The sequence below is a fragment of the Corynebacterium sp. NML 150383 genome, from assembly GCF_002285085.1.
GTDB lineage: Bacteria > Actinomycetota > Actinomycetes > Mycobacteriales > Mycobacteriaceae > Corynebacterium > Corynebacterium gottingense.
Genome location: NZ_NSGK01000006.1, coordinates 50,305 through 75,524 on the forward strand (window position 1 = coordinate 50,305; position 25,220 = coordinate 75,524).

Below are 25,220 nucleotides of genomic sequence, written 5' to 3' on the forward strand. Positions count from 1 at the left end.
CTGGTCGCTCGTCTCGCGTGGGTTCAGCTCATGTGGGGCCCGGAGCTGCGCGAGCAGGCGCAGACACAGCGCGCCCGCGTCTACGTCGACCCGGCCCGCCGCGGTGACGTCGTTGATCGCGAGGGCAACCAACTCGCTTACACCATGCAGGCGCGCTCCCTGACGGTGTCCCCGGTCGTGCTGCGCCAGGAGCTGGCGGAGTTGGAGACGTACAAGATGCGCCAGGACGACGTCTCCGAATCCGACATCGAGCAGCAGCTCGACGCTCGCGTCGAGGACCGCCTGCGCCAGATGGCGAACTCGATCCCGCTGGCCATTGAGCACCGCGTCGTGCTCCGCGAGCCGGAGGAGGGAGAGGACTCGCTCGACGTGCTGAGCGACCTGGACGGCCTCGAGCTGCCCAAGTCCAGCGGCGCGAAGCCCAGCGCAAAGGCGGGGAACCAGAATGCTGCCGAAAACGCGGGGCCGGATGCCCAAGAAAGTTCGGTCAAGCCGAAGGACATCCTGGACAAGCTGCACTCGGACTCCAACTACGAAGTGCTCGTCCGCAACGTCGACCCAGACGTTGCCGGCGCGCTGGCCCGCACGTTCCACGGCCTTGCCGCGGACAACCAGGACATCCGCCAATACCCGAACGGCGCGATCGGCGAGAACATTATTGGCAAGGTCTCCATGGACGGCCAGGGTCAGTTCGGCCTCGAGGCATCGAGCGATGCCGCGCTGACCGGCATCAATGGCCGCTCCACGGAGGATGTCGCCGCCGGCGGCACCGCGATCCCGGGCACGTTGCGAGACGTCGTCCCCGCCGTCGACGGCGCACGCGTCGAGCTCACCGTGGATCTGGACCTGCAGACCTACGTGCAGCAGACCCTCGAGCAGGCGAAGCGCAACTCCGAGGCAAAGGACGCGCAGGCGGTCGTGCTCGACGCCCACACCGGCGAGGTCCTGGCGATGGCCAACACCGACACGATCGACCCGAACGGCGACTTGAACAAGCAGCTCAAGGAGGGCCGCGACTTTGAAAACAACGCGGTCTCGCACCCGTTCGAGCCGGGCTCGGTGGCCAAGATCATCACCGCTGCTGCCTCGATCGAGGAGGGTACGACCAACCCGGAGGAGGTCCACCAGGTCCCGGGCTCCATCGACATGGCCGGGGTGACGGTCGCAGACGCTTGGCAGCACGACGTCATGCCGTACACCACCGCCGGCATCTTTGGTAAGTCCTCCAACGTGGGCACCCTGCAGCTCGCGCAGCGCCTCGGCGAGGAGCGCTATTGGGACTACCTGCAGCGCTTCGGCCTGGGCAAGACCACGGGCATCGAGCTGCCCAACGAGTCCGCCGGCATCGTCCCCGTCCTGGAGCAGTGGTCCGGCGGCACCTTTGCCAATCTCCCGATCGGCCAGGGAATGAGCTGGTCCGCGCTGCAAATGGCCAGCGTGTTCCAGACCCTGGCCAACGGCGGCGAGCGCGTCGAACCGCGCGTGATCAAGCAGATCACCGGCCCGGACGGCGAGCAGATCGAGCAGCCCGCACCAGCGACCAACCGCGTGGTCAGCGAAGAAACCGCGCGCACCGTCGTGGATATGTTCCGGGCCACCTTCCAGTCCGACCCGGCCGGTGTACAAAACGGTACCGCCCAGGGCAACGAGATCGAGGGCTACCAGCTCTCCGGCAAGACCGGCACTGCGCAGAAGGTCGACCCGGACACGGGCGCGTACTCACAGAGTCAGTACTGGATCACGTTCGCGGGCATCGCGCCTGCCGACGATCCGCGCTTCGTTGTTGCCATCATGCTTGATGAGCCGACGCGCGGCCCCCTCGAAGGCGGCGCCGGCGGCCAGTCCGCCGCGCCGGTGTTCAAGGACATCGCCGCCTGGCTGCTCAACCACGAGAACATCCCGCCGAGCCCGGAGGCGAAGCCGTATGTGCTGCAGCAGCAGTAAGGTGCGTGGTGCAGTGCCCAACGCCTAGTGCCCAGCGCCCAGTCACGACACAACTTAATAGCCAGCAGCAACCGCCAACACAAGGAGGCCACATGAACACCGAAGCACCCACGCTGCAGCACCTCGCGCAGATCGCCGGGGCGCGCGTGGTCAACCCGCCCGCCGACGACACGCAGATCGCCTCGATCAGCCTCGACTCCACCGCGATCGAGCCGGGCGGGCTGTTCGCGGCGCTGCCCGGCACCCGCGTCCACGGCGCGTCGTTCGCCGAGGGCTCGCAGGCGGGGGCAATGCTTACCGACGCCGCCGGCCTGGACATCATCGCCGCCACCGGAGACGAGCGGCCCGTGCTGGTCGTCGAGGACGTCCGCGCCGTGCTCGGCGAGGTGTCGGCAGAGGTCTACGGGTGGCCGTCGAAAAGCATGCTCCTGCTCGGCGTGACCGGGACCTCCGGCAAGACGACAACGACGTATTTGCTCGAGCGCGGGCTGACCGCTGCGGGGCACAAGGTGGGGCTGATCGGCACGACGGGCACGCGGATTGCGGGGCGCGACGTCCCGTCGAAGCTGACCACCCCGGAAGCGCCGGCGCTGCAGGCGCTGTTTGCGCGGATGCGGGACGAAGGTGTGACCCACGTGGTGATGGAGGTGTCCTCGCACGCGCTGATGCTCGGCCGAGTCGGCGGCACTGATTTCGACGTCGCCGGGTTTACCAACCTGAGCCAGGATCACCTCGACTTCCACCCGACGATGGAGGACTACTTCGAGGCGAAGGCGTTGTTCTTCGACCCGGCGTCGCCGATCGCGGCGGCGAAGAGTGTGGTGTGCGTGGATGATGAGTGGGGCGAGCGGATGGCCCAGCGCGCCGCGCACCCCGTCACCGTGGGGACCCACGCCCAGGAAGGCCTCGACGTGCAGGCCCGCCAGGTCTCTGTGGAGGAGAGCGGCGCGCAGCACATTGCGCTGACCCACGACGGACACGACTACGAGTTCCGGCTGCCCATGCCGGGCGCGTTCAACGTGGCCAACGCCGCGCTGGCGGTGGGGATGGCCACCACCTGCGGCGTGGCCGCCGAGCCGTTCATCCAGGGGCTCGCCAACGCCGCGGTGCCCGGCCGTATGGAACGCATCGACGCCGGCCAGGACTTTGTCGCGGTCGTGGACTACGCGCACAAGCCAGCCGCGATCGCCGCGGTGCTGCAGACACTGCGCAAGCAAGTTGACGGCCGCGTGGGCATTGTCGTTGGCGCGGGCGGCGACCGCGACTCGTCCAAGCGCGCGATTATGGGCGCGGAGGCCGCCCGCGGCGCGGATTTTGTTGTGGTGGCGGATGATAACCCGCGCACGGAAGACCCGGCCACGATTCGCGCGGCGGTGCGCAAGGGCGCGGAGGACGCCGCCGGAGCAGACACCGAGATCCGGGAGAACGACTCGCGCGCCGGTGCCATTGACGAGCTGGTCGCCTGGGCGCAGCCCGGCGACGCGATCGTGGTGGTTGGCAAGGGCCACGAGGTCGGCCAGATCGTGGGAACCACGACCCACCACTTTGATGACAGGGAAGAGATGCGCCGCGCGCTGGCCGAGCACGGCTACGCGGCGGGAGCCGAGAAGGAGCACGCATGATACCGCTGAGCCTGGCAACAATCGCTGAGATCACCGGCGGGACGCTGAGCCCGGAGGCCGACCCGGACGCGGTGGTCACCGGCAACGTCGAGTTCGACTCGCGCAAGCTGGTGCCCGGCGGCCTGTTCGTAGCGCTTCGGGGCGCGCGGGTGGACGGCCACGACTTCGCTAAGGCCGCGGTGCGCGACGGTGCGGTCGCCGCACTCACCGCGCGCGAGGTGGGCGTCCCCGCCATCATCGTGCCGGAGGTCCCGCCCCGCGAGGGCGACAACTCGGACTTGGCTGCCGGCGACCCGGACGGATCCACCGCGGGCGTCGTCCAGGGCATGAGCAAGCTCGCCGCCTACGTGGCGCGGGAGTTGAGCGCGACCCACAACCTGACCATCGCCGGGGTGACCGGTTCCGCCGGCAAGACATCGACCAAGGACCTCATGGCCACGCTGCTCACGCGCGCTGGAGAGACGGTAGCGCCCCCGGGGTCGTTTAATAATGAGATCGGTCACCCCCATACCGTGCTGCGCTGCACCGAGGACACGGACTTTTTGGTCGCGGAGATGTCCGCACGCGGCATCGGGCACATTGCCCACCTGGCCAAGATCGCCCCGCCACAGATCGGCGTTGTGCTCAACGTCGGCTCCGCCCACATTGGCGAGTTCGGATCGCGCGAGAACATCGCCCTGGCCAAGGGCGAGCTCGTGGAGGCGCTGCCGTCGGCGGAAGAAGGCGGCGTGGCGGTCCTCAACGCGGACGACGACCTGGTCTCCGCCATGGCGTCGCGCACCAACGCGCGAGTCGTCACTTTTTCCACGCACCCGCGCGGCGGCGATTTCTACGCCACCGACATCACCCTGGACGCCATCGCTCGCGCGTCCTTCGTCCTGCACTGCCCGGACGCGGAACCCCAGCGCGTCTCGCTCGGGGTCTTTGGTGCCCACCAGGTGTCCAACGCGCTGGCCGCCGCGGCGGTCGGCGTCCAGGCCGGGCTCGACGCGGCCCAAGTGGCCGAGGCACTCAGCGCCGCCCGCTCCGTGTCGGTCAACCGCATGGACGTGAACACGCGCGAGGACGGCGTCACCGTGATCAATGATGCCTACAACGCCAACCCAGAATCCATGCGCGCCGGCATCGCGGCGCTGGGCTACACCGCTGCCGCCCGCCCCGGGGTGCGCTCCGTCGCGGTGCTCGGCGAGATGGGGGAGCTGGGCAGCGACGCGGTCGCCGCCCACGCCGCCCTCGCCGAGGAACTCGGGCGCTACCACGTCACCCACCTCATCGCCGTCGGACATACCGCGCCGATTGAGGCGCTGCTGCTCGGGTCGCAACAACACGGCATCCAGGCCCAACAGGTCGCGGATGCGCAGGAGGCCACCGCCGCCGTGCGACGGCTGCTGTCCGCCGCGCCGCCGGGCGAGTCGGGCTGGGAACACCGCGCCGACCGCGACGTGGTGCTGGTGAAGGCCTCCAACGCGGTCAAGCTGTGGAGGGTCGCCGAGGAACTTCTGGCGGGTCATCGCTTAAGGGACGACCAACGCAATTATCCTCGTAGCTGATCTGTCTTCGTCGCCGTAGGTGGCGGGTGGGCGTCGATAAGCATGCGTCCAGCGCTCAACAACTCAACAGTAAAAATTTCTAGCAAGGTTGCACTTCAATGGTTCAAGTCTTAAGCGCAGGGATTATCAGCTTCCTCGTGGCCATTTTCCTGACGCCCGTGCTCATTCGGTATTTCCACCGGCGGGCCATGGGGCAGGAGATCCGTGAGGACGGCCCGCAGTCCCACGCGCGCAAGCGCGGCACGCCGACGATGGGCGGTATCGCGATCCTCGTTGCCATTACCGTCAGCTACATTCTCAGCTCGCTGATCGCGCTGTTTACCGGGCACGAGGCGTTCACCGCCAGCGGCCTCATCGTGCTTGGACTGACCCTGTCGCTCGGCCTCGTTGGGTTTGCGGACGACGGCATCAAGCTGTTCATGCACCGCAACCTGGGCCTGAACAAGACCGCGAAGCTGGTAGCGCAGCTGGCCATCGCGCTCACCTTTGGCATTCTCATCTTGCAGTTCCCGGACAACGAGGGGCTGACCCCCGGCTCAACCGCGCTGAGCTTCGTGCGAGACATTGAAACGATCGACCTGGCGGTCGGCGGCGGCGTCCTCGGCACGCTTGTCTTCCTCGTGTTCATCTACATCCTGCTCGCGGCCTGGTCCAACGCGGTCAACCTCACCGACGGCCTCGACGGTCTCGCCTCGGGCACGACCGCACTGGTGATGTCCGCGTACGTGGCCATCACGTTCTGGCAGTTCCGTAACTCCTGCTCGCTGTCCGCAACCCCCGGCTGCTACGCGGTCCGCGACCCGCTCGACCTGGCCATCCTCGCCGCCGCCGGCTTTGGTGCCTGCATCGGCTTCCTGTGGTGGAACGCGGCGCCGGCCAAGATCTTCATGGGTGACACCGGATCGCTCGCGCTCGGCGGACTGGTTGCGGGGCTCTCCGTGGCCTCTCGCACCGAGCTGCTCATGATCGTGGTTGGCGCGCTGTTTGTCATGGAGGCAGGCTCTGTGGTCATCCAGGTCGCGTCGTACAAGACGACCGGCAAGCGCGTGTTCCGCATGGCGCCGTTCCACCACCACTTTGAAAACGGCGGTTGGGCCGAGACCACCGTGGTGGTTCGCTTCTGGATCATCTCCGCTATGGCCGTCGCGCTCGGTCTCGCGCTGTTCTACGGCGAGTGGCTCACGCAAGACGGGGTGAGCGCGTAAATGGCCTCCCAGATGCAGGGGCACATGCTTATCGACGCCCCCGTGCTCGTCGCCGGAGCCGGCGTCTCCGGCCTCGGCGCGGCCCGCATGCTCTCCGCCCTTGGGGTGGAGTACACGGTCGCGGATGACAGCGCGGCTGGCCGCGACGCGGTCCGCGATGCCACCGGCGCTCCCGTCATCACGACCGCGGAGGCGGCCGAGCGCTTCGCCAACTTTGCCACCGTGGTGACGTCCCCCGGCTGGCGCCCGGACACCCCGCTCCTTGTGGAGGCCGCTCAGGCCGGCCTCGAGGTCATCGGGGACGTGGAACTGTGCTTCCGGCTCGACCGCGCGGGCGCGTTCGGCGCACCGCGCGATTGGCTGGTGGTCACTGGCACGAACGGCAAGACCACCACCACCGGCATGCTCGCCTCCATCATGACGCAGTGCGGGAGAGACACCGGCAAGCGTGCGCAGGCCTGCGGCAACATCGGCGTGGCCGTCGCAGACGCGCTGCTGGCCGAGGAACGCGTCGACGTGCTGGTGGCGGAGCTCTCCAGCTTCCAGCTGCACTGGTCCAGCCAGCTCGTCCCCGATGCGGGCGTGCTGCTCAACCTCGCGGACGACCACCTGGATTGGCACGGATCCTTTGCCAACTACGCGTCCGACAAGGCGAAAGTGCTGCGCGCGCCCAGCGCAGTCGCCGGCGCAGACGACCCGGAAGTGACCAAACTGGTGGCGGCAACCGGCCGAGACGACGTCATCGGCTTCACGCTGCGTGCCCCCGAGCCCGGGCAGGTCGGCGTGGAGGGCGGTCGGCTGGTCTCTCGCTGGAAGAGCGACGATCCCGCGGACCTCGCTTCCGCCACGCGCATCCAGCCCCCGGGGGCCGCGGGCGTGCTCGACGCCGCCGCCGCGGCGGCGGTGGCGCTCACCCAGGGTGCGACGCCCGCCCACATCCAGGACGGGTTGGACGCGTACCGCGTGGCCGACCACCGCGGCGCCGTCGTCCACAGTGGTGGGGGCGTGGATTGGGTGGACAACTCCAAGGCCACCAACCCGCACGCCGCCCACTCCGCGCTGTCGGGCGCGGGCACCGTCGTGTGGGTCGCGGGCGGACAGCTCAAGGGCGCAAGCGTGGACGAGCTCATCCACGAGCACTCCGCACAGTTCCGCGCTGTGGCGCTCATGGGGACAGACCGCGAAATCCTGCGCGACGCGCTGCAGCGGCTCGCCCCGCAGGTGCCCATATTTGTCACGGAGAGCACCGACCCGGCCGAAGCGATGGACAACGTGGTTGAGTTCGCAGCTTCCGTAGCGCAGCCTGGGGATTCCGTGTTATTAGCCCCGGCTGCTGCAAGTTTGGATATGTATTCCGGAATGTCAGCGCGTGGCGACGAATTTCGCGCCGCAGCAATGAGACACTGCTAACACGAGTAACACGAACCACGCTGGTTGAAACGACGAAAGGCCACAGGACGCATTCGATGACGCTGAAACCAGACAATCACAGGAGGTCGGAGCGCCCGGCCGGGGCGACTCGCGGGCGCCGCCCCGCCGAGCGCTCCAGCGCCGCGGTCCGACAGGAGTCCCGACTTGGCAACGCCTCGCGTCGCCTGGGCGAGTTCATGGATTCGCGCCCCCTGCTGGATTACACCATGATCCGCACTGTGGTGCTCGTCCTCGCCGGCCTCGGCGTCGTGATGGTGCTCAGCTCATCCATGGCCATGTCGGTGGCGAACAACCAGGCGCCGTGGAGCATCGCACTGCGCCAGCTCCTCATGGTCATCGGCGGCCTGATCGCTTTTTGGGCCGCGCTGAAGATCCCGCCGTCCCGTTTGCACAAGCTCAGCGTCGTGCTCATGTGGTTGGCGGTTCTCCTGCTCATCGCGGTGCTTACGCCGCTGGGCACGGGTAAGGAATCGGTGGGCTCGCAGTCCTGGCTCGAGCTCGGGCCGCTGCGCTTGCAGCCCTCGGAGCTCGCCCGCATCGCCATTGCAATCTGGGGCGCACAAGAGGTGGCCAACAAGGACGCGACGCGCCCGCTGCAGGCCGGAACCGGAACGCTGCGTTTCACCGTCGTCTCGGTCACCTGCCTAGCGCTGATCGCGGCGCAGGGCGACTTCGGCATGGCGGTCTCGTTCGCGCTCGTTGTCGCGTTCATCCTGCTCTTCGCGGGCATCTCGTGGCGCACGATCGGCATCTTTGCCGGCATCGGCGCGATCTTCCTCTTCAGTCAGTTCGCGGCGGGCGGCTTCCGTTCCAACCGCTTCCACGTCTACTTCGACGCGCTCCTCGGTCACTTCGAGGACACGCGCGGCATCGCGTTCCAGTCGCACCAGGGCTTTCTTTCGCTTGCCGACGGTGCCCTCTTCGGCGTCGGACTCGGCCAATCTCGCGCCAAGTGGTTCTACCTCCCGGAGGCGCAAAACGACTTCATTTTCGCCGTCATCGGCGAGGAGCTCGGCCTGTGGGGCGGCGCGCTGGTGATCTGCCTGTTCGCCATGCTCGGCTACTTCGGCCTGCGGGCCGCACGCCGTGCGCAGACGCAGGAGCAGCGGCTCATGGCTGCCTCGCTGGCGGCCGCTGTGGTTTCCCAAGCGTTCATTAACATCGGCTACGTCGTCGGCCTCCTGCCCGTGACCGGCATCCAGCTGCCGATGCTCTCCGCGGGTGGCACGTCCGCGGTCATCACGTTCGGCGCCATGGGCGTGCTCGCCTCGGTGGCCCGCCACGAGCCGGATGCGGTTTCCGCGATGCAGAACTACGGGCGTCCGCTCTTTGACCAACTGTTGATGATTGGGGAGCCGCGGCCCGTCGATAAGCAAGGCACCCCGCGCCCGAAAACCACATCGCGCAAGCGCGAAGGGTCGCGTTCGGGGCGCGTCGTTCGACCGAACCAGCGCGACGCGCGCTTCGGCACACCCGTCACGGCGCGCGGCGCGGCGGGGTCCGGTCGCCGCACCGACGACGAACGAGGTCGCCCGAGCAGGCGCCGCGAGCAGGCGCGCTACGATGAACCACGAAACAGCGCTCGCAGGGGCGAGCGCCGGGCCGGCTAACGCTGTCGGTCAGCGACGTGAAAGGCGGAAATACGGCAATGGCTGAAACGCACGACGGAGACGGTACCCAGCTCAACACCCAGCTCAATGTGGTGGTAGCCGGCGGCGGCACTGCGGGCCACATCGAGCCCGCCCTCGCGGTCGGCGAGGTCCTGCGCGACACCTATGGCGCGCGCGTCGTCGCTCTGGGCACGGAGAAGGGGTTGGAGACGACCATTGTGCCCGCGCGAGGATTCGAGCTCGAGCTCATTGACCCGGTGCCGATGCCCCGCAAGCAGCCGCTGAAGTGGGCGGGCATCCCGCTGAAGCTGCGCCGCGCAGTGCGTCAAACCGCGGACATCATGAAGGAGAGCGGCGCGGACGTGGTCTTCGGCACCGGCGGATACGTCGCCGGTCCCGCGTACCTGGCCGCGCGCCAGCTGCGTCTGCCGTTCTTTGTCCTGGAGACCAACGCGCTGGCCGGTATGGCGAACAAGCTCGGCGTGCGACTCGGCGGCATTGGGCTCAACGCCGTGCCGAACTCGGGCATGGCCGGCGACGTCGTCGGGATCCCCGTGCGCCCGGGCGTGGGAGACGACCCGGACGGGGCGAAGGCCGGGCGCGGATACAAGATGTGGGACCTGGACCCCAACACGAAGACGGTCCTGGTCACCGGCGGTTCCCAGGGCGCGGTGAACATTAACCGCGCGCTTGCCGGCGCGGTGGAGCGGATCACCGGCGCTGGGTTCCAGGTCCTGCACGCGTACGGCCGGAAGAACGACGCCCCCGCGACCATGGATGGCTACACTGCCGTGCCGTACATCGACGATATGGAGGCCGCGTACGCTGTCGCGGACCTCGTGGTCTGCCGTTCCGGCGCAATGACCGTGGCTGAAAACTCCGCCGCAGGACTGCCCGCGATCTACATCCCGCTGCCGCACGGCAACGGCGAGCAGGGACTCAACTCCGCGCACCTTGTTGCCACCGGGGCCGCAGTGCGTATCGACGACGCGTCGCTCACCCCCGACGCCCTCGCCGAAGAGGTCCTGGGCATCCTGGGTAGCCCGGACCGCTACCAAGAGATGCGCAGCGCCCTCGAAACCTCGGGCGCTGGCAACGTGGCTGAAGAACTCGCGCGGCGCATCACCAAGGCCGCCGCCCGCAGCGCGCACCAATAGCCCCGCCGACTCACCCGATTAGAAGGAGACCCCCAATGACGCCGACGACTACCCCGGGCGCTTCCGACCCGGCCGAGACCCCAATCGACCTCTCCCGCGTCCACCTCATCGGCATCGGCGGCGCCGGCATGTCCGGCGTGGCCCACATCCTGCTCGACCGCGGCTCCGTGGTCACCGGTTCGGACGTGAAGGAGTCGCGCCCGGTCCGCGCGCTGCGTCTGCAGGGCGCGGAGGTGGCCATCGGCCACGCGCGCGAAAACCTCGAGCTTTCCGCTGAGCTCCCGACCGTCGTGGTGACCAGCTTCGCCGCGATCCCCAAGGACAACCCGGAGTTGGTGCGCGCCGCGGAGGAGGGAATCCCGGTGATCCGCCGCTCCGACCTCCTTGGCGAGCTCATGGAGGGCTACACCCAGGTGCTCCTCGCCGGGACGCACGGCAAGACGTCCACCACGTCCATGGCGGTGGTGGCGCTGCAGGCGGCCGGGGTGGACCCCTCCTTCGCCATTGGCGGTCAGCTCAACCGCGCCGGCACGAACGCCCACCACGGAGCCGGCGACGTGTTCGTGGCCGAGGCGGACGAGTCGGACGCGTCGCTGCTTCGCTACAAGCCGAACGTCGCGGTGATTACCAACATCGAGCCCGACCACCTCGACTTCTTCAAAACCCACGAGGCGTACTTCCAGGTCTTCGACGACTTCGCCGACCGCGTCCAGCCCGGCGGCCACCTCGTGGTCTGCCTGGACGACCCGCACGCAGCCGAGTGCGGTGAGCGCGCCGCCGCCCGGGGCGTGAACGTGCTTGGCTACGGCACCGCGGAGGCCGTCGCGGCCCACCCCGACGTCCCCGCCGGCGCCGTGATCACCGAGGAAACGGTGGAAGGCTCCTACGTCACGACGACTGTGGAGCTGAACGTGCCCGAACACACCGCCACGGTGCGCTATCAGCTCAGTGTCCCGGGCCGCCACATGGTGCTCAACTCCGCGGCCGCGCTGCTCGCTGGCGTGCTTGCCGGCGCCGACCCGGAGAAGCTGGGGGAGGGGCTCACCGACTTTTCCGGCGTGCGCCGCCGCTTCGAGTTCCGCGGCCAGGTCGAGGGCGGCGACTTCGACGGCGTGCGCGTCTACGACGACTACGCCCACCACCCGACCGAGGTCAACGCGGTGCTCACCGCCGCGCGCGACAAGGTGACCACCGAGGGCAACGGCGCGCGCGTCGTCGTCTGCTTCCAGCCGCACCTCTACTCCCGCACCGAAGCCTTCGCCGAGGAGTTCGCCCAGGCCCTTTCGCTTGCCGACGCCTGCGTCGTCCTCGACATCTACGGAGCCCGAGAAACCCCCGTGGAGGGTGTAACCTCGCGGATCATCACCGACCGCATCGCGGACGGGACCGAGGTCCGCTTGGAGCCCGACTTCTCTGCGGCGCCGCGGACGGTGGCGTCCCTGACGAAGCCGGGCGACCTCGTGCTGACGATGGGTGCGGGCAGCGTGACGCTGCTCGCGCCGGAGATCCTCCGCGAGCTCTCGGGAAACGCGACGCCGGGCGCGGAGGCCTAAATGTCCACCGTGATCGGCAGTTCCGGCACCCCGGACCCGGAGGAGCCCCAAGACACTCAAGACGCCCAAGATCCGCAAGACTCGCAAGATTCAGACGACTCGCGCGAGGAGCCGCAGATCCCGGAGGTCGACGGCGACGTTGACCCCGCGGACGAGGGAGCCGTCGACCCCGCGGACGAGGGCGAGCTCGACCCGGAGGAGTGGGACGAGAGCGAGCCGGAGCCCGAGCCCGAGCCGGGCGAGAAAACCAGTCCCGCACGCGTGCGTGCCTATGAATCTACCGCGGCGCCGCGCGCCGAAGCGGCAGCCGAGGAGCCGCCGACACCGGTCGACGACGCGGCGTCGCGCGCCAAGCGCATGCGGAGGCGTCGTCGCGCCGTCGGCTCCGTGGCCCTTGCCGTTGTGGTCATCGGCGTCGTGGGCGCGATCATGCCGTTTACCCCGATGATGCCGGTCCACGGGATCAACGTGGACGGCACCCAGAACCTCAGCGTCGGCGAGGTCCAGGACCTCACAGGGATCGAGCCGGAAACGCCGATGGGCCGGGTGGACGTGCAGGGTGCCGCGCAGCGCGTCGCCGGGAACCCGTGGGTGAGCTCCGTGACGGTCAAGCGCGACTGGCCGAGTGCCATCGACGTCGTGGTGGACGAGCACAAGCCGGTCGCGTTTGTCACCGAGGATGACGGCGCGCACTTGATCGACGACGAAGGCAAGGACTTCATTGTCGCCGAGCCCCCGGCGGGCGCGATGGAGCTGGTTGGGCCCGGAATCGGTGATGAGGAGGGGAAGCGGCACGCGGTGGAGATCGCGGCGTCGATAAGCGAAAAAGCCCGTGGCGAGGTCGAGTCTTTGGAGGCGCGCGGGCCGTACGAGTACGTGCTGCACGTAGCCGGCGGGCGGCAAGTGACGTGGGGTGCTGCGGAGGACAACATAAATAAGGCGCTCGCGCTTGAGACCGTACTGCAACTGGAGGGCACGGAGTTCAATATCTCGAACCCGGAACTCGTCACGTCGCGGTAAAACCCCAGGTCAAAACTCTAAAGTAGAGGTTGAGGGTCGTGACACGCCGGGGGAGAAAACAAAAATCTCCGTTGTGTCATTCATGATGGAACGCGTTAGAAAGAAACCACTCCTCACTGTTTGAAAGGCGAGTCACCACACCATGACCTCTCCCGCGAACTACCTCGCCATGATCCGCGTTGTCGGTGTCGGCGGCGGTGGCGTCAACGCCGTCAACCGCATGATCGAAGAAGGCCTGAAGGGCGTCGAATTCGTCGCCATTAACACCGACTCGCAGGCGCTGCTGTTTACGGATGCCGATACGAAGCTGGACATCGGCCGCGAAGCCACTCGTGGCCTCGGCGCGGGTGCGAACCCGGAGGTTGGCCGTACTTCCGCGGAGGACCACAAGCAGGAGATCGAGGAGTCGCTGAAGGGCTCCGACATGGTGTTCGTGACCGCCGGCGAGGGCGGCGGCACCGGCACCGGTGCGGCGCCGGTCGTCGCCGGCATTGCCAAGAAGATGGGCGCCCTGACCATCGGCGTGGTCACCCGCCCGTTCACCTTTGAGGGCAAGCGCCGCACCCGCCAGGCACTCGAGGGCATCGAGGCGCTCAAGGAGGTTTGCGACACCGTCATCGTCATCCCGAACGATCGCCTGCTGCAGCTGGGAGAGGCGGAGCTGTCCATGATGGACGCGTTCCGCGCCGCCGATGAGGTGCTCTACAACGGTGTGCAGGGTATTACCAACCTGATCACCATCCCAGGCATGATCAACGTCGACTTCGCCGACGTGCGCTCTGTCATGGCCGACGCCGGCTCCGCGCTCATGGGCGTCGGCTCCGCGCGCGGAGACAACCGCGTGATGACCGCGACCGAGCAGGCCATCAACTCCCCGCTGCTCGAGGCCACCATGGAGGGCGCTAAGGGCGTGCTGATCTCCGTCGCCGGCGGCTCGGACCTCGGCCTGATGGAGGTCAACAACGCGGCTTCCATCGTCGAGGGCAAGGCCGATGAGGACGCGAACATCATCTTCGGCACGATCATCGACGACAACCTGGGCGACGAGGTCCGCGTGACCATCATCGCCACCGGCTTTGACGAGAAGGCCAACGTGCGTGCAGAGGCCGCCCGCCAGGGCGAGCCGCAGATTCAGACCGCCCAGGCGCAGTCCGGCTCCAGCGCGGCACAGATCGACGGCGCGTCCTCGGCCACCCCGGCCCCGTCCCGCGGCTCGCTATTCGACGACCGCGCGGTGGAGACCAACCAGCCCGCGCCCAGCCAGCGTGGCTACGAGGACCGCCAGCCGCGCCACAGCTACGATTCGCAGCGAGGTGGCCTGTTCACCAGCTCCGACCGTAGCTACGGCGACCGCGGCGAGGCCCGTCGCGACGATCGTGACAACCGCGGCGACGACGATTTCGATCTCGACGTCCCCGATTTCCTGCGCTAACCACCAGCGCTCGCCCGGCAGCGTGAGCCGGGTAGCCTTGTTGGCATGGAAAGCCTGACAACCCGCCCCGTCCGCATGGTGTTTACCTCCCGTGCCGGCGGGGCTTCTGCGTCCCCGTACGACAGCTTCAACCTCGCGCTCCACGTCGGGGACGACGAAGCGCAGGTGCACGCTAATCGACGCCGCCTCGCCACCATCCTCGACCTCCCCGAAGAGCACTTCGTGTGGATGGAACAGCTCCACACCAACTCCGTCACCGTGGTCGACGGTCCCCAGGCCGACCCCGTCGAAGCGACCGACGCCCTCGTCACCACCCAGACCGGACTGGCGTTGTGCGTGCTGGTCGCGGACTGCACTCCGGTGCTGCTGTCGGACCACGACGCCGGCGTCATCGCCGCCGTCCACGCGGGCCGGTTGGGCGCGCGCAATGGCATCGTGGCGCGCACCGTGCAGCAGATGGTGGAGCTGGGGGCGAAGCCGGCCAACATCCAAGCGCTGCTGGGACCGGCCGCGGCGGGCGAGTCCTACGAGGTCCCCGCGGAGATGGCGGACGACGTGGAAGCGCACCTGCCGGGCTCCCGCTGCGCAACGAGCAAGGGGATGGCGGGCCTGGACATCCGCGCCGGTATCGTGCGCCAACTGCTCTCGCTGGGCGTGACGCACATCGACGCCGACCCGCGCGACACCATTACGGACGAGTCTTTCTTCTCTCACCGCCGCGAGGGCACGACGGGGCGTCAGGCCGGCGTGATTTGGCTGACGGGGGCGAGATAAATGACTGAGCAACACGCCGAGCAACATGCCGAGCAACAGCACGGCGACCTCAGCGCGGCGCAGCTGCGCGAGAACCTCGAGGCGGTGCAGGACCGGATCCGCGCTGCGGAGCGCGCCGCTCATCGCGAACCGGGAAGTGTGGCCCTGCTGCCGGTGACAAAGTTCCACGGCGCTGGAACAGTCGAAGCGCTCGCCGCCGCTGGAGTCCGCCTGGTGGGGGAGAACCGTGAGCAGGAGGCGCGCGCGAAGGCGGAAACGCTCTCCGCCGACGGCATGGACTGTGGGATCGCCATGATCGGCCAAATCCAATCCAAGAAGGCCAACGCCGTGGCCCGGTGGGCCTCCGAGGTCCACTCGGTGGACTCGGTCAAGCTCGCCCGGGGACTGGACCGCGGGATGGCGCTCGCGATCGAACGCGGCGACCGGCGGGACGGCGCCGGAGACGTGCTGCGCTGCTTGGTGCAGGTGTCTGCCGACGGCGACACCAGCCGCGGCGGCGTCGCGCTGGATGACGCATCATTCGGCGGCGTCGCCGCGGAGGAGACGGTCTCGGACGTCGTCGGGGCCGTCGAGGACGCGGAACACCTCGTCTTTGACGGTTTCATGGTCGTGCCGCCGCTGGACGCCGAACCAGGCGAAGTGTTCGCGCTCGTCCGCCAGCTGACGGACGAGTGGTCGGCCAAGCTGGGGCGCACGCTGCGGATGTCGGCCGGGATGTCCGGCGACTTCGAGCTCGCTATTGCGCACGGCTCAGACGTGGTGCGTGTCGGAACAGCTGTGGTTGGTCCGCGGCCCGTAGGCTAAGCGCGAACCTTACAAATAACACGCCCGGTATTTGTCCGGTCTTCGTCCCGGTCTGGCCTCGATCTGAGCAGCATTGGGCAGTACAAGGGGCACTTCAAGCACCGCAATCAAGGAGCACGATCAATGTCTTTTTTTGACAGCGCGAAGGAATTCCTCGGCCTCGGCCCCTACGGCGAGGACGACGCCTACTATGACGACGCATACGACCGTGACGACCGTGATGACCGTGTTGGCACGGACATGCGCGACGATCGCGGTGACCGCCGGGCTCAGTCCGCCCACGCTGCGCATGAGGTCCGGGACGTCCGCGATGTTGAGCCATCGCGAGCGCACCGTTACTCCTCCGCAGCCGACCGCGATTACGCCGAGCCGCGCGTGCGTCGTGACGCCCAGGTCGTGATCCCGATGCTGCACTCGTACCAGGACGCGAAGCAGGTTGGCGAGCCCTTCCGCGATGGCAACATTGTGATCATGGACCTGACCAGCCTGAGCAAGGTCCAAGCGAAGGCGTTCATCGACTTCTCCTCTGGACTGTGCATGGCGCTGCGGGGCACGATGCACAACCTGACGTCGCGTCTTGACGTCGACCGTCGCGTCTTTGCCATCGTGCCCGATGGGGTCGCCGTTGATGAGCAGGACTTGCAGCGTCGAGCGCACCTCATCTAGTCGGGAAGAGGTGACACGCGCGGGGTAGCGGTTGCACCCCGCGCGTTTTGCTATAGGTATGGTGGCTCACGTGGCAATTTTCGGAGCAATACTGTACGCCCTCGTTGGCCTCTATTCGTTCGTGGTGATCCTCCGCGTCATCATTGAAATGGTGGAAAGCTTTTCACGGCACTTCGACCCGCCCCACTGGTTCATGGTCGCTGGGGAGGCGATCTTTGTGGTGACGGACCCCCCGGTGAAGGCACTGCGGAGGATGATCCCGCCGTTGCGGATGTCCAACGGCATCGGTTTTGACCTCAGCGTGATCGTGCTGTTTGTCGTCCTCGTCGTGGTGCAGATGGTAATTCGCGCCACCCTCATTACTCCGTTCGTCTGAGAGCAGAAACCTGCAGCTCAACCGGAGGTCGAGATCCTTGAATAAGTGCGAATTTCCCCCGCTTTTTGCGCTTCACTCGACACAGACCGCGTGTTCACGTGTATAAATAGATTGACTCGACGTGGCGGAGCTCTCCGTATCGGCTAGAATCGTCGGGTAAAAGCGTTACAATTTATTAGAAACACGGATTGCTTTCCCGTAACGTGGGAGGAAATCCTGTGCCCGGGTAACCGGGTACGTCACTGACTTCGAAGGGAACGCCCATGCCGCTGACTCCAGCAGACGTGCACAATGTCGCTTTCAGTAAGCCTCCGATTGGCAAGCGGGGCTACAACGAGGATGAGGTCGACCAGTTCCTGGACCTCGTTGAGGACACGCTCGCCCAACTGCAGGACGAGAACGATGATCTGCGCGCCCGCGTGGACGAGGTTGTCGCTGGCGGCGGCGCTGCCGCCGCGTCCGCGTCGCAGTCCTCTGCAGTCGACGAGGCGGCTGTGCGCAAGCAGGTCGAGCAGGAGCTCCGCGCTGAGTACGAGAAGAAGCTGCGTGACGCGAATACTGCCACGGACAAGGCAGAGGCCGAGGCCCGCACCGCGAAGAGCGAGGCGGAAAAGGCCCGCAAGCAGGCCGAGGCTGCAAAGCAGGACGCCGACAAGCGTGTTGCTGAGGCGAAGCGCTCCGCAGAGTCCGCAGCCAAGAGCACCACGCAGGGCTCCTCCATCGCCGCGCCTGCCGCAGCTGCGGCTGCCGGGGCATCCGCTGAGGCTGCCTCCGCCGATACCCACGTCCAGGCCGCCAAGGTCCTTGGCCTGGCACAGGAGATGGCGGACCGCCTGACCAGCGACGCGCAGGCTGAGGCCCGCTCCATGCTGGATGAGGCCCGCGGTGCCGCCGCGCGTCAGCTTTCGGACGCGGACACCAAGGCGAAGAAGCAGCTGGCCGATGCGGAGTCCCGCTCCCATGCACAGCTCGAGGACGCGAAGAATCGCGCGGCCGAGGCCACCACGACCGCGGAGACCCGCGCGAAGCAGCTCGTGGCGGATGCCGAGAAGAAGGCGCAGGAGACCATCAGCGACGCGAACTCCCGTGCGGAAGCGCAGATCCGTCAGGCCGAGGAGCAGGCGCACAAGCTGCAGGCCGATGCTGAGCGCAAGCACACGGAGATCATGAACACGGTCAAGCAGCAGCAGAACGCGCTGGAGAACCGTATTGCCGAGCTCCGCACCTTCGAGCGCGAGTACCGCACTCGCCTGAAGACCCTGCTGCAGTCCCAGCTTGAAGAGCTGGAGACCCGCGGCACCTCCGCACCGAGCGGCGACGCCGGCGCGAAGTAGCAGAGCACGCGCTCACAGCGCCCCGCGCACGGACCTGGGATGAGGTTCGTGGGCGGGGCGTTGGCGTCGATAAGCATGCTCCGCACCGCACCGGCCAGGAGTGCGTTATACTGGCGAGGCACTTCAACAGCGCACGTGCTGATCCGGCCATCACCGGGGAGCGTTTTCGGAAGAACCCCGCGGCTCCAGGGCCGCGGCAAGTAGAACCGGACGTGAACAAGGGGAGACGTCACTTCCTTCACCACAAATGAAGCGGGAGCCGGCCCTGCGGTTGGCTTCAAGCAGGGTGGTACCGCGCGGCTTGCCGCGTCCCTGCACGAGAACCGCAACGTGCGTGGAGGAATGATGACCGAGGTAGGTGGCGTCTACCCCAAGGTAGACATGACTGGTGGCAGCAGCCGGTTCCCGGACATGGAACGGGTCGTGCTGGACTACTGGAACAGCGACGGGACCTTTCAGGCCTCGCTGAAAAACCGTGAAGTCGCCGAAGAGTACGTGTTCAATGACGGCCCGCCCTTTGCCAACGGCCTGCCGCACTACGGCCACCTGCTCACCGGCTACGTCAAGGACATCGTCCCGCGCTACCGCACGATGTCCGGCTACCACGTGCCGCGCGTGTTCGGCTGGGACTGCCACGGCCTGCCCGCCGAGCTGGAGGCAGAGAAGCAGCTGGGCATCAAGGACAAAGCGGAGATCGAGGACATGGGCCTCGAGCGCTTCAACGAGTACTGCGCAAAGTCCGTCATGCACTACGCGGACGAGTGGGAAAACTACGTCACGCGCCAGGCGCGCTGGGTGGACTTTGAAAACGGCTACAAGACGATGGATCCGGAGTTCATGGAGTCTGTCATGTGGGCGTTCAAGAAGCTCTACGACAAGGGCTTGATCTACCAGGGCTTCCGCGTCCTGCCGTACTCGTGGGCGGAGCACACGCCGCTGTCCAACCAGGAGACCCGCCTGGACGATTCCTACCGCGAGCGCCAGGACCCAACGGTGACGGTGACCATGCCGTTCACCGGTGGCCGCGAGGGCTTTGCTGCCGCAACCACGTGGGAGGAGCACCCGGAGCTTCACGACGCCGCCGCGATCGCCTGGACCACCACCCCCTGGACCCTCCCGTCCAACCTGGCCCTGGCGGTCCACCCGGAGGTGGAGTACTCGCTGGTCCGCGTTGCCGAGGACGGTGTCGAGGGCTTCGCCGGAGCGAAGCTGCTGCTGGCCACCGACCTCATGGGCGCCTACGCCAAGGAGCTGGGCACGGACCCGGAGGTCGTTGCCACCTTCCGTGGCGCGCAGCTGGAGGGGCTGGAGTACGAGCCGGTCTTCGATTACTTCAAGGGCACGAAGAACGCGTTCATGATCCTGCTGGCGGACTACGTCACCACCGAAGACGGTACCGGTGTGGTCCACCAGGCGCCCGCCTTTGGTGAGGACGATATGCTCACCACCGAAAAGTACGACATCGACTTGGTCATCCCGGTCGACGCCGACGGCAAGTTCACCAGCCTCGTCCCCGAGTACGAGGGCAAGCTGGTGTTTGACGCGAACCGCGACATCATCCGCGAGCTCAAGGCCGCGGGCCGCGTGGTGCGCGACCAGACTATCGTCCACTCCTACCCGCACTCCTGGCGCTCCGGCGAGCCGCTCATCTACATGGCGCTGCCGGCATGGTTTGTCAAGGTCACCGAGTTCCGCGACCGCATGGTTGAACTGAACCAGCAGATCGACTGGATCCCGTCGCACATCCGCGACGGCCAGTTTGGCAAGTGGCTGGAGGGCGCGCGCGACTGGAACATCTCGCGTACCCGCTACTGGGGCTCCCCGGTGCCGGCGTGGGTGTCGGATAACCCGGAGTTCCCGCGCGTCGACGTGTACGGCTCCCTCGAGGAGCTCGAGCGCGACTTCGGCCGGCGCCCCGAATCGCTGCACCGTCCGCACATCGACGAGCTGGTGCGCCCCAACCCGGACGATCCGACCGGCAAGTCCATGATGCGCCGCGTGCCGGACGTGCTGGACTGCTGGTTCGAGTCCGGCTCGATGCCGTTCGCCCAGTACCACTACCCGTTTGAGAACGTGGAGGAGTTTGAAACCCGCCAGCCGGCCGACTTCATCGTGGAGTACTCCGGCCAGACTCGCGGCTGGTTCTACCTCCAGCACGTGATGTCCACCGCGCTGTTCGACCGCCCGGCGTTTAAGAAGGTCGTCGCCCACGGCATCGTGCTCGGCGACGACGGCCTGAAGATGTCTAAGTCCAAGGGCAACTACCCGGACGTCAACGAGGTCTTTGACCGTGACGGCTCGGACGCGATGCGCTGGTTCCTCATGTCCAGCGCCATCCTGCGCGGCGGCAACCTCATCGTCACCGAGCAAGGCATCCGCGACGGCGTGCGCCAGGCGCTCCTGCCAATCTGGAACGCGTACTCGTTCCTGCAGCTCTACAGCTCGCACGAGGCGACCTGGTCGCTGGACTCCACCGACGTGCTCGACCGCTACATCCTGGCCAAGACGCACGACATGGTCGCAGCTGTCGATGCCGCGCTTGCAGACACCCGCATCGCCGATGCCTGCGACGAGGTTCGCCGCTTCGCCGACACCCTGACCAACTGGTACGTGCGCCGCTCCCGCGACCGGTTCTGGGAGGGCCAGGAGGCGCACCCGGAGGCCTTCAACACCCTGTACACGGTGCTGGAGATCCTCACCCGCGTCACGGCGCCGCTGCTGCCGTACATCTCCGAGGTCATCTGGCGTGGCCTGACCGGCGGGCGCTCCGTGCACCTCACGGACTACCCGCAGGCGGACACCATCCCGTCTGACGACGCACTCGTGGCGACGATGGACGCCACCCGTGCGGTGTGCTCCGCGGCTTCCTCGGTGCGCAAGTCCCGCAAGCTGCGCAACCGTCTGCCGCTGCCCAAGCTCACCGTGGCGCTGCCGAACGCGAATGACCTGGCCGACTTCGCCCCGGTCATCCGCGACGAGGTCAACGTCAAGGCCGTCGAGCTGACCGAGGACGTAGATTCGGCGGGTTCCTTCGAGGTCGTCGTGAACGCGAAGGTCGCTGGTCCGAAGCTGGGCAAGGACGTGCAGCGTGCCATCAAGAATGTGAAGGCGGGCAACTACGAGCGTCGCGGCGACGACGTGGTGGTCGACGGCGACATCGTGCTTACCCCGGAGCTCTACACGGAGCGCCTCGTGGCCGAGAACCCGGAGAGCACCGCGCGCGTGGACGCGAACGACGGTGTCGCCGGCCTGGTCGTCCTGGACACCGAGGTCACCGAGGAATTGGAGGCCGAGGGCTGGGCCGCCGATGTGATCCGCGGTCTGCAGGACGCGCGTAAGCGCGAGGGCTTCGAGGTCTCCGACCGCATCGCCGTGGTGCTCTCCGTGCCGGCGGAGAAGGAGGGGTGGGCCAAGCGCTACGCGGAGCACATCGCCGGCGAGACCCTGGCCACCGACTTCTCCGTCACCACCGACGCGCTGTCCGGCGAGCAGACGGTGCACGAGGTGATCGACGGCGTGACGGCGCAGGTGCGCAAGAACGCGTAGCCCTCGCCTGCCCTCGCCTGCCCTCACCGCCGTGGCCCCCAACCTGCCAGTTGGAACTTGTGAGCGATGATTGGCAGACTTGGGGGCATGACTCGCTGGGTGCTGCACATCGACATGGACGCCTTCTTCGCGTCCTGCGAGCAGCTCACCCGGCCCACCCTCAAAGGCCGCCCGGTCCTGGTCGCCGGGGTCACCGGGCGCGGCGTGGTCGCCGGCGCCAGCTACGAGGCGCGCAAGTTCGGCGCGCGCTCGGCCATGCCCACGCACCGTGCCGCCCGCCTCATTGGCCCGCAGGCGGTGCTGGTTACGCCGCGTCGCCCGGTCTATAGCGCGGCGTCGCGACGCGTCTTTGACATCATCCGCCGCCGCGTGGACGTGATGGAGCAGCTCTCGATCGACGAGGCGTTCTTAGAGCCAGAGGAGCTTGTCGACGCCACGCCGGACCACGTCCGCGCTTGGGCCAACGACCTGCGCGACGCGATCAAGCAAGAGACCGGTTTGCCCAGCTCTATCGGGGCCGGCAGCGGGAAGCAGTACGCCAAGATCGGTTCCGGCTTGGCCAAACCGGACGGCGTTTTTGTCATCCCGCACGACGAGCAGTTGGACATCTTGCACCCGCTCCCGGTGAGCCAGCTGTGGGGCGTCGGCCCGGTCACGGAGGGGAAACTCGCGGCGGCCGGCATCGAGACGATCGGAGACTTCGCCGCGTTGAGCGAGAAGGAAGTGGACATCTCACTCGGCGGCGTCGTGGCGAAGCAGCTGTGGACGCTGGCGCGCGGCATCGATGACCGGCCGGTCGCGCAGCGGGCGAAATCCAAGCAGATTTCGTCGGAGCACACCTACCCGCAGGACCTCACCACGCAGGCGGAGGTGGACGCTGCGCTCGAGCGGGCGGCAGCGGGCTCGCACCGACGCCTGGTCCGCGCCGGTCGCGGGGCGCGCACCGTCACGGTCAAGCTGCGCATGGCGGATTTCCGCATCGAGTCGCGCTCAGCCACGCTTCCGTACGCCACCGATGACGCTGGCACCTTGCTCGCCACGGCCTTCAAGCTGGTGCGCTACCCGGACGAGGTCGGGCCGATACGGCTCGTCGGCGTCTCCTACTCGGGCCTCGAGCACTCGCTCCAGGACGTGCTCTTCCCGGAGCTCGACCAGGCGATTGTGAAGCCCGCCTCGGCGGAGACAGACTACGAGACCGGGGTGAGCGACCACGTGACTCAGGAGCAGATCGAGGTGGACACGCAGGCCGGGCACCAGCAGGGAATCTGGCAGGCCACGCAGGACGTGTTCCACCCAGAGTACGGCCACGGATGGGTGCAGGGCGCGGGCAAGGGGTGGGTGACCGTCCGCTTTGAAACCCGCTCGACGGGGCCGGGGCGCATCAAGAGCCTGCGCGAGACGGACGAACAGCTGCAGACCGCGGACCCGCTCGACTCGCTGGACTGGGACGACTGGTTCGAGGAGGAGCGCGACGCCGAGGAACGCGACGGCTAGCTAGCGCGCGCCGAGCAGCGGCGCCGGGTCGACGCCCGCGGCCAGCGCCGTCGCGAGCGCCATGCGTGCCTGGCCCGGGCGCAGGAAGCCCGCCGGCAGCGCGCCCTTCGCGCCGAGCGTGCTGCCGCCGCCGGCGCCGCCGTAGGCAAACGCCACCTCGCCGCGCGGTACGGAGGTGGAAATGACCACCGGGATCCCGGCGTCCAGGGCGCGGGCAAGGCCGGTGCCCATCTGCTCGGAGACGTTGCCCGCACCCAGTGCGGCGACGACGATGCCGTCCGGGCGGGAGGCGGCGACGGCGTCTACGAGCGCGTCGTCCGCGCCGGGCCACGCCGCGATGACGGGGATGTTGCACCCGTCCAGTTGGGCCAGGGGAGCGGCAGCGGGCCGGGGCAGCGGCCGGTCGGCGGCGAGCGCGAAAGCGCGCAGCTCGCCGGTGTGGGCCTTGTACAGGCCACGGGCCGGTAGGGTGTCGCCGCCGAAGTGGACGAGCACGCCCTGGCCGCGGCGCAGCGGGTCGGCGGCGGTGTCGATCGCGCGGCGCAGGTTCTCGGGCCCGTCGGGCGCGTCGGCGTCGGCGGGGCGCTGCGCGCCGGTGAGCACGACGGGGCGGGGGTCGTCGTGGACGAGGTCGAGCGCGAGCGCGGTATCGGCCATGGAGTCGGTGCCGTGGGTGATGACGATTCCGGTGACGGAGGCGTCGTCAAGCGCTTTGCGCACGAGCGACCTCAAGGTATCGACTTCGGCGAGGGTGACTGAGGAGGAATCCAGGCTCGCGGCGTCGTAGGTGCGCACTGGCTCGGTGGTGCCGCTGCGGGAGACGAGCTCCTCGCAGGTCAGGGTGGGGACGCGCGCGCCGGTGGCGTCGGTGGTGGAGGCGATGGTGCCGCCGGTGGAGATGACGAGGACGAAGTGTTCCATGAGTCCTAGCGTGCCAGATGTTGTTGTTGGTGTGGTGATACCGGGGCGATACGCTGAGTGGAATAAAGTGCAAACGAGAACCTACGAAGCAAATGCTGCCGCAAGGAGAATCAGTGAACGCACACAAACTCATCGTCGCCGTTGCCGCACTCGGGCTGACTGCGGGCCTCGCCGCCTGCTCCGATGATGGCGAGTCCGGCGCGGACACCAGCGGGTCCGCCAGCAACGAGCAGACCTCCGCCCAGCAGGCCGCCCCGGTGGCCGAGCTGCCGACCGCCGAGGAGCTCAACGCCGTGCTGACCCGCGCGACCGACTCCGCCCTGCCGATCGGCGAGCGCGTCAACACCGTCCAGGGCGGCGACACCGTGCCCGAGCTTTTCGATGTCATGGCGCAGTCCCAACAGCAGTCCGGGGCAAACTTCCAGGTCGTGGACCCCATCCTGCCGGGCTACGGGCCGAACACGGTCCTGGCTACCGTGAACTTCACCCAGCCGGAGCAGCAGTCCGCGCAGCAGGCGGAGGACGTGGAGTTCGTCTTCGAGGACGGGCAGTGGAAGCTGTCCCAGGAGTGGGCCTGCACCCTGGTGACGAATACGCTGCCGCCGGAGCAGGTGCCGCCAATGTGCACCGCCGGCGCCGCGCCGACCGTGCCCGGGGACCAGGCCCCCGCCGACGCGCCGGCCGCGCCCGGGGACCAGGTCCCCGCCGACGCGCCGGCCGCGGATGCCCCGGCTGAGCAGGCACCGGAGGGCGATTACCAGGAGGCCCCGGCCCTGTAGCC

19 protein-coding genes are annotated in these 25,220 nt (G+C 67.8%); 18 read left to right on the forward strand and 1 reads right to left on the reverse strand.

The window, feature by feature from the left end; all coding sequences use genetic code 11:
* Positions 1–30 precede the first annotated feature (30 nt).
* The 17 genes from CKJ85_RS07380 (at position 31) to CKJ85_RS07460 (ending at position 23,518) form a co-directional block, all read left to right on the forward strand.
* Complete coding sequence (locus CKJ85_RS07380; protein ID WP_369825032.1) at positions 31–1,944, forward strand: peptidoglycan D,D-transpeptidase FtsI family protein; 1,914 nt, start codon at positions 31–33, stop codon at positions 1,942–1,944.
* 92 nt (positions 1,945–2,036) lie between these two features.
* The gene (locus CKJ85_RS07385) at positions 2,037–3,566 is read left to right on the forward strand and encodes a UDP-N-acetylmuramoyl-L-alanyl-D-glutamate--2,6-diaminopimelate ligase (protein ID WP_095536827.1); all 1,530 of its coding nucleotides are present in this window, start codon (positions 2,037–2,039) and stop codon (positions 3,564–3,566) included.
* The gene (murF, locus tag CKJ85_RS07390) at positions 3,563–5,116 is read left to right on the forward strand and encodes a UDP-N-acetylmuramoyl-tripeptide--D-alanyl-D-alanine ligase (RefSeq protein WP_095553913.1); all 1,554 of its coding nucleotides are present in this window, start codon (positions 3,563–3,565) and stop codon (positions 5,114–5,116) included. The genes CKJ85_RS07385 and murF overlap by 4 nt, the downstream gene beginning before the upstream one ends.
* A 98-nt stretch (positions 5,117–5,214) precedes the next feature.
* Positions 5,215–6,321, forward strand: coding sequence for a phospho-N-acetylmuramoyl-pentapeptide-transferase (gene mraY / locus CKJ85_RS07395; protein ID WP_095536825.1), 1,107 nt, complete (start codon positions 5,215–5,217; stop codon positions 6,319–6,321).
* Entirely contained in the window at positions 6,322–7,731 is a 1,410-nt protein-coding gene (gene murD / locus CKJ85_RS07400) for a UDP-N-acetylmuramoyl-L-alanine--D-glutamate ligase (RefSeq protein ID WP_095534883.1), read from the forward strand.
* A gap of 56 nt (positions 7,732–7,787) precedes the next feature.
* Positions 7,788–9,362: a putative peptidoglycan glycosyltransferase FtsW gene (locus CKJ85_RS07405; RefSeq protein WP_198947154.1), complete on the forward strand. Its 1,575-nt coding sequence runs from the start codon at positions 7,788–7,790 to the stop codon at positions 9,360–9,362.
* A gap of 38 nt (positions 9,363–9,400) precedes the next feature.
* Positions 9,401–10,519: a UDP-N-acetylglucosamine--N-acetylmuramyl-(pentapeptide) pyrophosphoryl-undecaprenol N-acetylglucosamine transferase gene (locus CKJ85_RS07410; protein WP_095553915.1), complete on the forward strand. Its 1,119-nt coding sequence runs from the start codon at positions 9,401–9,403 to the stop codon at positions 10,517–10,519.
* Positions 10,520–10,554: 35 nt separating this feature from the next.
* Positions 10,555–12,072, forward strand: coding sequence for a UDP-N-acetylmuramate--L-alanine ligase (gene murC / locus CKJ85_RS07415; RefSeq protein ID WP_095553916.1), 1,518 nt, complete (start codon positions 10,555–10,557; stop codon positions 12,070–12,072).
* Positions 12,073–13,092: a cell division protein FtsQ/DivIB gene (locus CKJ85_RS07420; protein ID WP_095553917.1), complete on the forward strand. Its 1,020-nt coding sequence runs from the start codon at positions 12,073–12,075 to the stop codon at positions 13,090–13,092.
* A gap of 142 nt (positions 13,093–13,234) precedes the next feature.
* Entirely contained in the window at positions 13,235–14,524 is a 1,290-nt protein-coding gene (gene ftsZ / locus CKJ85_RS07425) for a cell division protein FtsZ (RefSeq protein ID WP_095553918.1), read from the forward strand.
* Between the two features lie 45 nt (positions 14,525–14,569).
* On the forward strand, positions 14,570–15,298 hold the full coding sequence (pgeF, locus tag CKJ85_RS07430) for a peptidoglycan editing factor PgeF (protein WP_233126996.1): 729 nt from the start codon (positions 14,570–14,572) through the stop codon (positions 15,296–15,298).
* Entirely contained in the window at positions 15,299–16,102 is an 804-nt protein-coding gene (locus tag CKJ85_RS07435) for a YggS family pyridoxal phosphate-dependent enzyme (RefSeq protein ID WP_095553920.1), read from the forward strand.
* Between the two features lie 123 nt (positions 16,103–16,225).
* Complete coding sequence (gene sepF / locus CKJ85_RS07440) at positions 16,226–16,768, forward strand: cell division protein SepF (RefSeq protein WP_095534875.1); 543 nt, start codon at positions 16,226–16,228, stop codon at positions 16,766–16,768.
* A 70-nt stretch (positions 16,769–16,838) separates the two neighbouring features.
* Positions 16,839–17,144: a YggT family protein gene (locus CKJ85_RS07445; RefSeq protein ID WP_095278043.1), complete on the forward strand. Its 306-nt coding sequence runs from the start codon at positions 16,839–16,841 to the stop codon at positions 17,142–17,144.
* A gap of 263 nt (positions 17,145–17,407) precedes the next feature.
* The gene (locus CKJ85_RS07450; RefSeq protein WP_095553921.1) at positions 17,408–18,478 is read left to right on the forward strand and encodes a DivIVA domain-containing protein; all 1,071 of its coding nucleotides are present in this window, start codon (positions 17,408–17,410) and stop codon (positions 18,476–18,478) included.
* A gap of 342 nt (positions 18,479–18,820) precedes the next feature.
* Positions 18,821–22,024, forward strand: a complete 3,204-nt coding sequence (gene ileS / locus CKJ85_RS07455) for an isoleucine--tRNA ligase (protein WP_095553922.1) — start codon at positions 18,821–18,823, stop codon at positions 22,022–22,024.
* Positions 22,025–22,111: 87 nt separating this feature from the next.
* The gene (locus CKJ85_RS07460) at positions 22,112–23,518 is read left to right on the forward strand and encodes a DNA polymerase IV (protein WP_095553923.1); all 1,407 of its coding nucleotides are present in this window, start codon (positions 22,112–22,114) and stop codon (positions 23,516–23,518) included.
* Here CKJ85_RS07460 and CKJ85_RS07465 read toward each other — a convergent pair whose 3' ends face one another.
* Positions 23,519–24,439, reverse strand: a complete 921-nt coding sequence (locus CKJ85_RS07465; protein WP_095278035.1) for an asparaginase — start codon at positions 24,437–24,439, stop codon at positions 23,519–23,521.
* 113 nt (positions 24,440–24,552) lie between these two features.
* Here CKJ85_RS07465 and CKJ85_RS07470 point away from each other — a divergent pair, with 113 nt between their 5' ends.
* Positions 24,553–25,218 (forward strand): hypothetical protein, encoded by a 666-nt coding sequence (locus tag CKJ85_RS07470; protein ID WP_095553924.1) that lies wholly within the window; start codon positions 24,553–24,555, stop codon positions 25,216–25,218.
* The last annotated feature ends 2 nt before the right edge of the window (positions 25,219–25,220 follow it).

Coding starts and splice junctions, on each gene's coding strand:
- CKJ85_RS07380 (WP_369825032.1), top strand. CDS start 31: ATGTGGGGCCCGGAGCTGCGCGAGCAGGCGCAGACACAGCGCGCCCGC.
- CKJ85_RS07385 (WP_095536827.1), top strand. CDS start 2,037: ATGAACACCGAAGCACCCACGCTGCAGCACCTCGCGCAGATCGCCGGG.
- murF (WP_095553913.1), top strand. CDS start 3,563: ATGATACCGCTGAGCCTGGCAACAATCGCTGAGATCACCGGCGGGACG.
- mraY (WP_095536825.1), top strand. CDS start 5,215: ATGGTTCAAGTCTTAAGCGCAGGGATTATCAGCTTCCTCGTGGCCATT.
- murD (WP_095534883.1), top strand. CDS start 6,322: ATGGCCTCCCAGATGCAGGGGCACATGCTTATCGACGCCCCCGTGCTC.
- CKJ85_RS07405 (WP_198947154.1), top strand. CDS start 7,788: ATGACGCTGAAACCAGACAATCACAGGAGGTCGGAGCGCCCGGCCGGG.
- CKJ85_RS07410 (WP_095553915.1), top strand. CDS start 9,401: ATGGCTGAAACGCACGACGGAGACGGTACCCAGCTCAACACCCAGCTC.
- murC (WP_095553916.1), top strand. CDS start 10,555: ATGACGCCGACGACTACCCCGGGCGCTTCCGACCCGGCCGAGACCCCA.
- CKJ85_RS07420 (WP_095553917.1), top strand. CDS start 12,073: ATGTCCACCGTGATCGGCAGTTCCGGCACCCCGGACCCGGAGGAGCCC.
- ftsZ (WP_095553918.1), top strand. CDS start 13,235: ATGACCTCTCCCGCGAACTACCTCGCCATGATCCGCGTTGTCGGTGTC.
- pgeF (WP_233126996.1), top strand. CDS start 14,570: ATGGAAAGCCTGACAACCCGCCCCGTCCGCATGGTGTTTACCTCCCGT.
- CKJ85_RS07435 (WP_095553920.1), top strand. CDS start 15,299: ATGACTGAGCAACACGCCGAGCAACATGCCGAGCAACAGCACGGCGAC.
- sepF (WP_095534875.1), top strand. CDS start 16,226: ATGTCTTTTTTTGACAGCGCGAAGGAATTCCTCGGCCTCGGCCCCTAC.
- CKJ85_RS07450 (WP_095553921.1), top strand. CDS start 17,408: ATGCCGCTGACTCCAGCAGACGTGCACAATGTCGCTTTCAGTAAGCCT.
- ileS (WP_095553922.1), top strand. CDS start 18,821: ATGATGACCGAGGTAGGTGGCGTCTACCCCAAGGTAGACATGACTGGT.
- CKJ85_RS07460 (WP_095553923.1), top strand. CDS start 22,112: ATGACTCGCTGGGTGCTGCACATCGACATGGACGCCTTCTTCGCGTCC.
- CKJ85_RS07465 (WP_095278035.1), bottom strand. CDS start 24,439: ATGGAACACTTCGTCCTCGTCATCTCCACCGGCGGCACCATCGCCTCC.